Source organism: Faecalicatena contorta, assembly GCF_021531995.1.
GTDB lineage: Bacteria > Bacillota > Clostridia > Lachnospirales > Lachnospiraceae > Dorea_A > Dorea_A contorta_A.
On the sequence record NZ_JAFBIZ010000097.1, the window covers coordinates 1 to 11,898 of the forward strand.

The 11,898-nt window shown below is 43.3% G+C and carries 9 protein-coding genes, 1 tRNA gene and 1 pseudogene; 8 read left to right on the forward strand and 3 right to left on the reverse strand.

The window, feature by feature from the left end; genetic code table 11:
• Nucleotides 1-156 precede the first annotated feature (156 nt).
• Together JQM82_RS11940 and JQM82_RS11945 are read left to right on the forward strand one after the other, a co-directional pair.
• Nucleotides 157-1,470: a sensor histidine kinase gene (locus JQM82_RS11940; protein ID WP_235250567.1), complete on the forward strand. Its 1,314-nt coding sequence runs from the start codon at nt 157-159 to the stop codon at nt 1,468-1,470.
• Nucleotides 1,467-2,219 (forward strand): response regulator transcription factor, encoded by a 753-nt coding sequence (locus JQM82_RS11945; protein WP_235250568.1) that lies wholly within the window; start codon nt 1,467-1,469, stop codon nt 2,217-2,219. The genes JQM82_RS11940 and JQM82_RS11945 overlap by 4 nt, the downstream gene beginning before the upstream one ends.
• 13 nt (nt 2,220-2,232) lie before the next feature.
• Here JQM82_RS11945 and JQM82_RS11950 read toward each other — a convergent pair whose 3' ends face one another.
• From JQM82_RS11950 to JQM82_RS11960, 3 genes are all read right to left on the reverse strand, one after another.
• Nucleotides 2,233-2,964, reverse strand: a complete 732-nt coding sequence (locus tag JQM82_RS11950) for a DUF554 domain-containing protein (protein ID WP_235250569.1) — start codon at nt 2,962-2,964, stop codon at nt 2,233-2,235.
• A gap of 419 nt (nt 2,965-3,383) precedes the next feature.
• Nucleotides 3,384-4,160: an ATPase gene (locus JQM82_RS11955; protein ID WP_235250570.1), complete on the reverse strand. Its 777-nt coding sequence runs from the start codon at nt 4,158-4,160 to the stop codon at nt 3,384-3,386.
• Between the two features lie 252 nt (nt 4,161-4,412).
• A tRNA-Ala gene (locus JQM82_RS11960) sits at nt 4,413-4,485 on the reverse strand.
• A 558-nt stretch (nt 4,486-5,043) separates the two neighbouring features.
• Here JQM82_RS11960 and trpE point away from each other — a divergent pair.
• The 6 genes and pseudogenes from trpE to JQM82_RS11990 all read left to right on the forward strand — a co-directional run bounded on the left by trpE (nt 5,044) and on the right by JQM82_RS11990 (nt 11,549).
• Nucleotides 5,044-6,531, forward strand: coding sequence for an anthranilate synthase component I (trpE, locus tag JQM82_RS11965; protein ID WP_235250571.1), 1,488 nt, complete (start codon nt 5,044-5,046; stop codon nt 6,529-6,531).
• Nucleotides 6,515-7,090, forward strand: a complete 576-nt coding sequence (locus JQM82_RS11970; RefSeq protein ID WP_235250572.1) for an anthranilate synthase component II — start codon at nt 6,515-6,517, stop codon at nt 7,088-7,090. Before trpE ends, JQM82_RS11970 begins: the two co-directional genes overlap by 17 nt.
• Nucleotides 7,087-7,326, forward strand: a pseudogene (locus tag JQM82_RS11975) (anthranilate phosphoribosyltransferase); the annotation flags it as partial. The gene JQM82_RS11970 and the pseudogene JQM82_RS11975, both read left to right, overlap by 4 nt.
• A gap of 201 nt (nt 7,327-7,527) precedes the next feature.
• Nucleotides 7,528-8,979 carry a helix-turn-helix domain-containing protein gene (locus JQM82_RS11980; protein WP_235250573.1) on the forward strand — a complete coding sequence of 484 codons (1,452 nt, stop codon included), beginning with the start codon at nt 7,528-7,530 and terminating at the stop codon, nt 8,977-8,979.
• Between the two features lie 88 nt (nt 8,980-9,067).
• Nucleotides 9,068-11,116, forward strand: coding sequence for a TIM-barrel domain-containing protein (locus tag JQM82_RS11985; RefSeq protein ID WP_235250574.1), 2,049 nt, complete (start codon nt 9,068-9,070; stop codon nt 11,114-11,116).
• 136 nt (nt 11,117-11,252) lie between these two features.
• On the forward strand, nt 11,253-11,549 hold the full coding sequence (locus JQM82_RS11990) for a hypothetical protein (protein WP_235250575.1): 297 nt from the start codon (nt 11,253-11,255) through the stop codon (nt 11,547-11,549).
• The last annotated feature ends 349 nt before the right edge of the window (nt 11,550-11,898 follow it).

The following is an 11,898-nucleotide window of genomic DNA, read 5'->3' on the forward strand; positions in this document are numbered from 1 at the left end:
CTTTCTTGGATGTATGGTTTATAGTTTCTCGTCAACTCTATTATACCATATCCGGTGAGGGGTTATTTGTTTTTTGTAGTTAAAAAATGCCGTATTTATGCGGCTTGTGGCGTTTCGCAAACGCCTAAGTTACAATATCTATAGGAGGTGAATAGAATGCTTCGAATGGAAATCGCACTGATTCTGATTCTTGTCTTTGTAGCATATATATATTTTTCGGCAGGGCGGAAGTACACCCCACTTCACAGAACATTTTCGATTCTGCTGGTTGCGTTGATTATTCATCTTGTGTTCGACGCAGCTACGGTGTATACGGTGAATCATCTGGATACGGTGCCTCGGTTACTCAACGATATCCTGCATCGGATTTTTATCGGATCCATGTCCCTGATTGTATATCTGTTCTACCAGTATATGGCGATTCTGGTGGATGAAGGAACCGGTAAGTTTCACTGGCTGAATCTGGCAGCAAAGATTTATCTGGTGGTGACGGCAGTAGCGGCGGTTGTTCTCCCGGTTCATTACGCGGTCACGCCGCAGGGGAATTATTCGGACGGAATTCATGCAGAAGTATGTTATGTCAGCACGGCATTTTATCTGATACTGTGTGTCTGGATGCTGCTGGTGAACTGGAAAGAGATTGAACAGAAGAAAAAGTTTGCTATTGGAGTCGCTCTTCTGATTATGATCTTTGTATCTCTTTTGCAGGCGTTCCATCCGACGTGGCTGATCAGCGGAATGGGAATGACACTGATGACTCTGGCATTTTATCTGACTCTGGAGAATCCGGATATTCTGCGGGCAGAACTGACGGAGCAGAAAATGTCCATGTTATATCTGAAAAGTCAGGTAAATCCTCATTTCCTCTATAATACACTGGATACCATCCGTATCCAGGCACAGCTGGATGGAGATAAGAAAGTTGCAGATCTCCTGATGCGTCTGGTGGATTTTTTCCGGCTTAGTGTGAAGGTAGACCGGCAGATGGTGGAACTGGATGATGAACTGGAACTGTTGGAAGCGTATATGGAATTGATGTGTTATCGCTATCCAAAGCTTGAGTGTGAGTACGATATGGATCCGGATCTGGGCGGAGTACAGGTTCCGAATTTTATCCTGCAGCCAATTGTGGAGAACAGCCTTCTTCATGGGTTGAAGAATAAAGGATATCAGGGAAAAGTAAGGATTGTGGCACAGAAGCTTCCGGATAATGAAAAACGAATGGAAATTCAGGTCATGGACACCGGAAGTGGATTTGCGGAAGGAAAGAAGGAAAAGATTGATCAGATGCTTCTTCACTATGACAGACAGGCACCAAAACTGGAGGGAAACAGCATCGGTATCTTAAATGTTCAAAAACGCATCAAATATCTGTGTGGACTGGATTGTGGTCTGTGGTATACAGAAAATGCAGATGGTGGAGTCACTGCACACATGCGTCTGCCGATTACCTGGGAGGTCAGAGAATGAAAAAGTTAAAAGTGTTATTAGTGGATGATGAGATTATGATTCGAGAGGGCTTCAAGAAACTGTTTAACTGGGAAGCCCATGATTGTGAGGTAATCGGTGAAGCGGCTGACGGGATGGAGGCAATGGCACAGATAGACGCTTTGAGCCCGGATATTGTGATCATGGATATCAATATTCCGATCATGAGTGGATTAAAGGTTATTCAGCTCAGTCGCATCAAGCATCCGCAGATTGCCTATGTGATCGTGTCCGGATATGATGACTTTTCCTATTGTCAGCAGGCTCTTCGGCTTCAGATTACAGATTATATTTTAAAGCCTGTGAATTATGAAGAGTTTGGTACCTGTATTGATAATCTTAAGATATCCCTGTATGAACAGCGGACAACGGAAGAAACGATGGAGCAGGAAGAGCGTGTGATCACTGGTATTACAAGATATATGCAGAAGCATCTTTCGGAGGATATCAGCCTGGCTGTGCTTGCAGAGGAATTTCATATGAATGCACAGTACATCAGCCAATTATTTAAAAATGAGATCGGAGTCGGGTTTTTGGCCTATCTGACAAACATCCGCATGGAAAAAGCAAAAAAACTTCTGCTTGCTACTTCACTGTCAATTGCCGAAGTGGCAGAACAGTCCGGATACGGAGATTACCGGGTGTTCACAAAAGCATTTAAGAAAGCGGAAGGAATTACTCCTTCCCAGTACAGAAGAGATTTTCTGGAAGATGCAAAAGGAGGAGAATAGAAGAGGATTTTGTCTATGCCAGATGAAGTCCCTGCAGGATATGGTAAAAAATGACAATGATCAGGGACGGAAGCATGTTCCCGACACGAACACGCTTTCCGAATCCAACGTTGATTCCTACACAGAAGATCAGCACAGAACCTATATACGAGAGATCACTGATCAGGGCATCACTGGCAAAAGAACCACACAGCGCTGCAAATAAAGTGATGCTTCCCTGATACAGAAAGATCAGCACGGCGGAAAATACTGCGCCGAGTCCATAGGTGGATGCAAAGATCATTACGATGACGAAATCCAGGACTGCTTTTGCTGCCAGCATGGAGTAATCGCCGCTTATACCGTCCTGAATGGAACCCACGATTGCCATAGCACCAATGCAGATGATCAGAGATACATTGACGAAACCGTCGACAAACTTCCCATCATTTTTAGCCTTCACAGCAGTACGGATCTTTTCGCCTGCAAGTTCCAGCTTCTGCTCAATATTGATCCATTCTCCGAGAAATGAACCGAGAACCAGCGAGAGTACAAGGAGCATGGTCCCCTGTGTACCCAGCTGTCCATCCTCTATGACGAGCATTTTTGACAATGCGCCGGCTATACCAATAAAGATGACGGAAACTCCGCAGGCCTGCATCAGAACATCCTGCATACGGTCCGGCATGCCTTTTTTTACGCAGAGTCCGAGCAGCCCGCCTGCAATGATAGCTGCTGTGTTGATTATTGTCCCAAGTCCTATCATGTTCTTTTCCTCCCGATGTCTGTCTGTAATCTGATTTTTTCTAAAGCACATTATAGCACTGTTTTTGGTAATAACACTACTTTTTTATCACTGTAAAGCGAAAAAATATAAATGGATTTCTGTTCTGCACTGTGGGCATATAAATGGATTTCTGTTCTGCACTGTGGGCATATAAATGAAAATATGTTATAATCACCCGGGCAGAAAGAGTCTCTTGCTGAAAAATAGAAGATATCAGGGCGATAGTAAAGATTTGTCGTGTCTTTGCCCATAATGTTTCATGAATCATGAAAATATACAGGAAAAATAGAAAAAAATGGGTGTACGTAAGTGGAAAATATGGTAACATCCACTGTGATAGAATTTGTTGTGGAGCGACAGGGCTCTTCAGGAAACCTTCAGGAAGAAAAGACTAGAAATTATAAAAAGTAATACTGGATTATTTTTTCAACCAAATCAACGTTTAGAGGCTGTTCTTTGGTCTCATAGGTTGTGATGAGATTCATGGTCGGGATAATTCCGTTAGAAGTATAGAGATCTAATTTTTCACTCATCTTTTTGCGGTACCCCGGATCGTCAACAAGACCGAAATGTTCCCAATAATAGAATTGACCGGTATCTGGGTGACGTATTGTGAAATCAGGATAAAGAGTGAGATTATCAAGAGTAAGAGGAGCTTCATAGCGGAACGGAATCTGATGTACAGAGAGGTACATATCAATGATGACCTCGGATTTGGAACGTACATATCTGCCGGAAACGGTTTTAAATATGAATTGTTCAGGGTACCTGGGATTAGAATCATAGGGTGTGACCATCCATTCTTGAAGTTCCGAAGAAAGAGGAAGAAAATAAGGAGAGATCAGCTTCGTGTATTCAGATGTATGAAGAAGATTCTCTGCCAGACTTCCTTTTGGATTGTGGTGACGGAGATAATAATCGATCGCTCTTTTTTCATGGATGCAATCTTCCAGAGACAGTGCGAGGTATTTCTTCATTGCCATTTTTTCTGCAAGAGGACGTTGGTTTTTGGGAAGATAGACTTGTGTTTTACCATCCGACAGATACCATTTATAATGTTTCCCGTTTTTGGTGCAAAAGAGTTTTCCGGAAGGATATTTCTTTAGTTTTGACTCCAGAGATTTAATTTGTGATTCCAGATGTTTGCTTTCTGCAAGCATTTTTTCGTAGATCATGAGGTGCCCTCCTTAGGATAATGATAGATACTTTTGGGTGTAGAGCCGGTTTTGCTGATTCTATATCCATTTTTTATTGAAAAAAAGAATAAAAACAGGAATATCAAAAAGAATTTGGCTGTATGAAAAAAAGTGAGATTTGTCTGCCCGGGAAATGAGATGTGAAAGTTAAAAAAGAGAAGAAGTCAGGGCGGTGAGCAGAAGCTTTTGTCCTATCGCCCATTTAGAGTTATGAGATGCAGAAAAAGAAAATGGAGCATACGGGATTCGAACCCGTGACCTCCACAATGCGAATGTGGCGCGCTCCCAACTGCGCTAATGCCCCAAAATGGAAATAACCGGCTGAGTTATGCTTCCATATATGATATTATAGCACTGGATTTAGTGAAATCAATAGAGAAGTAAAAAAATAAATTGAAAAATATAAATTAAAAAATATAAATTAATACTTGTATTTTCTTGGTTATAGAACTATAACACATATTAGTTCAATAACGTATTAAACCGATGAAGTGGAGATAAAAACAGATCGTGCACTCACAGAGAGCCCGGATAGCTGAGAGCCGGGCAGAACGCAGCCTGTTAAATGGACCACAGAGGGCGGGATGAAAAGAGCAATCATCTGAGTATCTCCCGACGTAAGACATACGTAAGTTGTCATGGATATGCTTGTATCCAGTAAGAGTGCAGATGTAGAATCTGCAAATCAAGGTGGCACCGCGAGTGTAATGTAGAATAAGAATGTTGTACATATACCCGTCCTTGACAGAATTGTCTGTCAGGGACGGTTTTTGGCATTATGGGAAACTTCGTATCCATAGAGTAAAAACTCTCCGGGCGGACGCGCGAACTGTTGATTCAGGCAAATGAAAAGGAGGAAACTATGATATATCCATGTTATGAAGAGGCTGAAAGAATACTGACATCCGGGGATTACAGGATCGTTCCAATCAGCCGGGAATTGTACTCCGACCGTATCACGCCGATTGAAATGATGCGGATTCTGAAAAATGTCAGCAAGCATTGCTATATGCTGGAAAGTGTGGACAGCAGCCAGAAGTGGGGGCGCTATACGTTCCTGGGATATGATCCGACATTGGAAGTAACCTGTCATGATCATATGCTTCGGATTCGAATCGGCATGACGATGAAGGAAAGGGTGGAGCATCCGAAAGAAGCGATCCGTAAGATTCTGGAAGATTATAAGAGTCCGAGACTTTCGCATCTGCCGCCGTTTACCGGAGGACTGGTCGGATATTTTTCTTATGACTATATTAAATACAGTGAACCGGGACTGCTATTGAATGCAGAAGATGAAGAACAGTTTAAAGATGTGGATCTGATGCTGTTCGATAAAGTCATCGCATTTGATCATTTCCGACAGAAGATTATCCTGATCGTGAATGCAAGAACGGAGTATTTTGAGACGGAATATAACAAGGCGGTAAATGAACTGGATAATATGGCAAAGCTGATCCGACACGGGAAACCGGCAGAAAATAAACCGCTGCAGATAAAAAATGGATTTCATGCGCTCTTCAACAAAGAAGAATATTGCAGGATGGTTGAAAAGGCCAAGTATTATATCCGGGAGGGCGACATCTTTCAGGTGGTGCTGTCGAACCGGCTGGAAGCAGAGATTGAAGGAAGCCTGTTTGACACATACCGGGTGCTTCAGACATTGAATCCTTCGCCGTACATGTTTTATTTTTCCAGTGATGACGTGGAGATTGCGGGAGCATCGCCGGAGACTCTGGTCAAGCTGGAACAAGGAAAGCTGTATACCTATCCGCTTGCAGGAACCAGACCGAGGGGAGCGACGGAAGAGGAAGATCAGAGACTGGAAGAAGAACTGCTCTCTGACGAAAAGGAACGGGCGGAGCATAACATGTTTGTAGACCTTGGAAGAAACGATATCGGAAGAATCAGTCAGATCGGTACCGTAAAGGTAGAACAGTATATGAATATTGAACGATATTCTCATGTGATGCACATTGGATCTACGGTATCCGGAAAGATTCGGCCAGATTACGATGCACTGGATGCGGTCGATTCCATTCTTCCGGCGGGAACACTTTCCGGAGCTTCGAAACTCCGTGCCTGCGAGATTATCAATGAACTGGAAAATAATAAACGCGGAATCTACGGAGGAGCAATCGGATATATTGATTTTACCGGCAACCTGGATACCTGTATAGCAATCCGACTGGCATTTGCCAAGAATGGAAAAGTATTTGTAAGATCTGGTGCGGGGATTGTAGCAGACAGTCTTCCGGAAAGTGAGTATCAGGAATGTATCAATAAAGCAAAAGCAGTGGTAAAGGCACTGGAGCTGGCAAAAGGGGGAATTGACGATGATTTTACTGATTGATAATTATGACAGTTTTTCGTACAACCTTTATCAGCTGATTGGTTCTGTAAAGGATGATCTGAAGGTGATCCGCAACGATGAACTGACGGCAGATGAGATCCGGGCGCTTCAGCCGGAACTGATCGTCCTGTCGCCGGGGCCAGGCAAACCTTCAGATGCAGGAGTATGTGTACAGGTGGTAAAGGAGCTTGGCGGACAGATTCCGATCTTTGGTGTGTGCCTTGGCCACCAGGCAATCTGCGAAGCATATGGGGCTACCGTATCCTATGCGAAACAGCTGATGCACGGAAAGACCAGTATGGCAAAACTGGATACGGATTCGGATCTTTTCAGAGGAATGGAGCCGGAGATACAGGTTGCCAGATACCATTCTCTGGCAGCAGTTCCGGAGACATTACCGGAGGAATTGAAAGTTACGGCTGTGACGGAAGACGGGGAGATCATGGCAGTGCAGCATCAGACATATCCCGTATATGGAGTACAGTTTCATCCGGAATCAGTATTGACACCGGATGGAATTCAGATCATAAAGAATTTAACAGGAGGAATAAAAAAATGATTCGAGAAGCAATTTTGAAACTGGCAAAAAAAGAAGATATTAGTTATGACATGGCAAAAGAGGTCATGAATGAAATTATGAGTGATCAGGCAAGTGAAGTACAGAAGAGCGCTTATCTTACCGCTCTGTCCATGAAGGGAGAGACGATTGAAGAGATTACCGCATCTGCAGAAGAGATGAGAAATCACTGTATTCGACTTCTGCACGAGATGGATGTCCTGGAGATTGTCGGAACCGCCATTGTAAAGATCATTGCACAGTATGGAGAAGAAGCGGCACCATACGTATATGAGTATGTGAAAGCAATGAAGGATGCATTGTAGAATATAAAGAAGGAAAGACATCGTGATCCGGTAAAAATATTTGCAACAAAAGTTGCCACATCTTTGCAGAGCAGTACTGCCGCTTTGTATGTATCAGACAGGAGGAATATAAGAATGACTACATTTTCTGAAAAATTAACTGTATTTCTGGCAGAGCGAAAGATCACGATTGCACAGCTTGCTCAGATCTGTAAAATCGACCGTTCTACCATGTATCAATATCTGAAGGGAAAAAGGCCGGTGAAAAGTCTGGACGTATTGGAGAAGATCATTGAGCCACTTTGCCTTACGCAGGAAGAACGTGCCGACGTACTGGAAGCCTATGATGTAGAACAGCTTGGTGCTGTCAGATATCAGCAGTATAGAGAAATCGAAAAATTTCTGTTTTCCCTGAGTGATATCTCCGTTTCCAGAGAAAAATCTAAATGGGAAATCGTTAATACCAGTCTTGTGATGAATTCCGAGGTTCAGAACGTAATCCAGGGAGAGCTGAATATCAAGAGAGCGATCGTTTCTCTCATGCGAAAAGCGGAAGGACAGGACTCTTACGTAAAAGTAATTTTTTCCCCGCGATATAGTAAGATGCTGGCGGAAATTCTTTTGATGGAGCAATATTCAAAATTGAAGATTTTTCAGATTTTCTGTTTTGACGGGGTACAGACGAATCTGAAAGAACACAATCTGGATATGCTGCGAAGTGTATTCCAATGTCACATTTCTCTGCCCAACTACCGTTCCAGTTATTATTACGGAAGTGCAGAAGAACGGTTTGGCGAGTCACAGCTGTTTCCCAATATTCTGGTAACGGAAGAGGTTGTTATACAGTTTTCTGCAGATGGGAAGAATGCTCTGGTACATACAGAAACCGAAATTGTAGAAGTATTTCATGCTTTAATGAAGCGAATAGAAAAGACCTGTCGTCCGCTTATGAGTTACTGGCCGAATCTGTTTGAAGAAATAAACTGGGCTGATAATTATATCAATGCGTTCCCGTTTCAACACTCTTATGAACTCAGCAGCGGAACCTGCAGTATACAGTTCTGGAACCGGGAGCTGATTCAGCGCTATATGAATCCGGACATCCCGGGGTATGATGGCATGGTAGAGATGCTGGTGGCATATGCGGCAAATTTGAGAAGAAAGAAAAGTGCAGGCCATACAACAATCTTAATGAATCCTTCCTATGTGGAAGAATTCGTGCAGACAGGTGTGTTCCGGGAATATCCTTCTAATTTTATCAGAGGGGCACTGACGAAAAAGGATAGAAGATATCTGTTCGAAGAGATGCTTGCTGCATGCAGGGAAGGCTGGTATGGGATTCGCTTTATTGAACCTGAAAAATTCCCGCTGAATTTCCAGTGGGAGATTGGAACTCCGGAAGAGACACATGCAATGATTCAGTATTTCCATGACGATACATTCAGCGTGTGTATATTGTCGGAGCTGAGCTGTTCCTGGGCGATATACAATTATCTGGAGATTCTTGCCAACGGACGACACGCCATGAGTCAGGAAGAGTCAGAAAATCTGGTCAGATACTGGATTCAAAAATATCTTTCTGAGTAAAAACGGTTATGATACTACTGCATTTATCTGCGAATGGGATATAATGAAAAGGGATTAAAAAACAGATAAGCAGAGGAGGATACAGAGTATGATCTGTAAATATGTGTTTGGTCATCCGATGGATACCCGTGCCGTTGTGATGGAAGTATCAGAGAGTAAGCGGGAATTATCGGTGATGCGGGCAGAAGTGAAGGAGGAGAGTGTTCGTTTATCCTGTCGTATGGAGGATGAGGATGTGGTATTTGGCCTTGGCGAACAGGTACGCGGCATAAATAAACGGGGATTCTCCTATATCAGCAATGCAACGGATGATCCACACCACACGGAGAATAAGCATTCATTATATGGAGCTCATAATTTCCTGATTCTGAATCGCGCAAAGAAATCAGCAGTCGAATATAAAGCGCAAAACTTTGGAATCTTTGTGGATGATCCGGGGACAGTCATTTTCGATGTCGGAGAGACCCGGATGGATGAGCTTGTCATTACGGCGGGCAAAGACTGTATAATCTATGTGGTGGAAGGAGAAAGTCTTAAAGATATCGTAAAACAGTTCCGAAAGCTGATCGGAACCAGCTATATTGCACCGAAGTGGGCGTTTGGATACCAGCAGTCCAGATGGAGTTATATGACGGAGGATGAAGTCCGGGAAGTTGTGGACGGGCATCATCAGAATGATATTCCACTGGATGCCGTTTATCTGGATATTGATTATATGGAACGATATAAGGACTTTACGGTCAATCAGGACACGTTTCCGGATTTTAAGAATTTCACGAAAGAGATGAAAGAGCGGGGCGTCCATCTTGTTCCGATCATTGATGCCGGAGTTAAGATAGAAGAGGGATACCCGGTTTATGAAGAAGGGGTTCGGGAGAACTACTTTTGCAAGGATGAGGATGGGGAGGACTTTGTGGCCGCAGTGTGGCCGGGTAAGGTTCATTTCCCGGATGTGCTGAATGCAGAAGCAAGAGCGTGGTTTGGCGGGAAATACCGTGTCCTGATGGAGCAGGGGATTGATGGGTTCTGGAATGATATGAATGAACCTGCAATCTTTTATTCGGAAAAGAATCTGAAAAAGGTTCTGGAAGAACTGGATGAAATGAAAGGGAAAAACCTGGATCTCTATGAATTCTTTCATATGAAAGATCTGGTATCCGGACTTTCAAACAGTGAGGTTGATTATCAGAGCTTTTATCATAATATGGACGGGGTAAAAGTACGTCATGATAAAGTGCATAACCTGTATGGCTTCAATATGACAAGGGCTGCCGCGGAGGCATTTGATCAGATCGCGCCGGATCGGCGGACACTGCTGTTTTCCAGATCTTCTTATATAGGGATGCATCGTTATGGCGGCATCTGGACCGGAGATAATAATGCCTGGTGGAGTCAGCTTCTTCTCAGTATTCAGCAGATGCCGTCACTGAACATGTGTGGAATTCTGTATACCGGTTCTGATATCGGAGGGTTTGGCAGCGATACGACCGAAGATCTGATGATGCGCTGGCTGGAGTTTGCGTTATTCACACCTCTGATGCGCAATCATGCGGCGATGGGAACCAGAAGTCAGGAAATATATCGGTTTGAACATCTTGAGTCATTTCGGAACATCATTCGTATCCGTTATGGACTTCTTCCGTATATATACAGCGAATATATGAAGGCAGCGCTGAAGGATGAGATGTATTTTCGACCGCTGGCATTTGATTATCCGGAGGATGTGCAGGCATACCGTGTCGAAGATCAGCTTCTTGTTGGTGAAAGCATCATGATCGCGCCGGTCTATGTGCAGAATGCAAAGGGAAGATATGTGTATCTGCCCGAGGATATGTTGATGGTGTCTATGCGCTCTCTGGATGACAGAGCATGTAAAGTACTTGCGAAGGGTCACCATTACATCGACGTGGCGCTGGATGAAGTCGTTCTGTTTGTCCGGAAAGGATATATGCTGCCGCTTGCGATTCTGGATGAAAAAGCCAGAACTACTGCGGATGTCAGCGAAGAACAGCTTCAGTGGATCGGATATACGGATGATGTGGCAGAATATGTGCTGTACAGTGACGATGGATTATCCAGGAATTATTCGCCGCAGTCGGAATGGAAAAAGATACGCATGACGAAAGAAGACTTATGATAAATATTTTTCTTTGAAAAGCAGAAAGTTTTGAAAAGAATACTTTGCCACAGGAGATGCCACATCTTTTTGTATACCGGTATCCTTTGCTATAATGATTGAGAATGATTATAGCAACATGAGGGAGGAAAAAGATATGGAATGTCCGTATGGAAGACTGACATACAATGAGACCTGTTACTGTGGAGCAAAAGGTGTAGAAGTTACGTATTCTATGATTGATGTATACTGTGATCCGCGTCATGAATCCAGAAAATATTTTCAGTGTCCCTATTATCAGGAAAAGGAACAGGGGATATCAGATTTAAAGAAAGGCTTTGCCGGCGGGGTGAAAAACGGCATGCGCGCTACGGTACTGATCTATGGATCGTTTATTGCAATCTGTGTCTTCGGATGGCTGTATATGACAGTGCGTACGCAAATGCGCAGGTGAAAGAGGACAGGGTCTATTATATCTATGCAATATTGGGAGAAACTTATGACGGAGGTGACCTGATCCAGGATGCCTGGGACTGGTTTCAGGGTATAACAGGAGAATACTAGGTTTTTGATGGTATGAAATGTAGGAAGCAGCTTTATGGCGACAGTACAGGCGAAGCGTGATATGTAAAAGGAGACCGGTAGAATACTGCCGGTCTCCTTTTTGGAAGGAAATGGAAAAAATCTATGTAAATTTAACTTGTTGTTAGGCGAAGTCCAGTAATCATACAAAATGTAATTGAACGATAAGTACAACTACTGTCTTCTTTATTTGATATATTGATTATAGCGTGAAATTATGA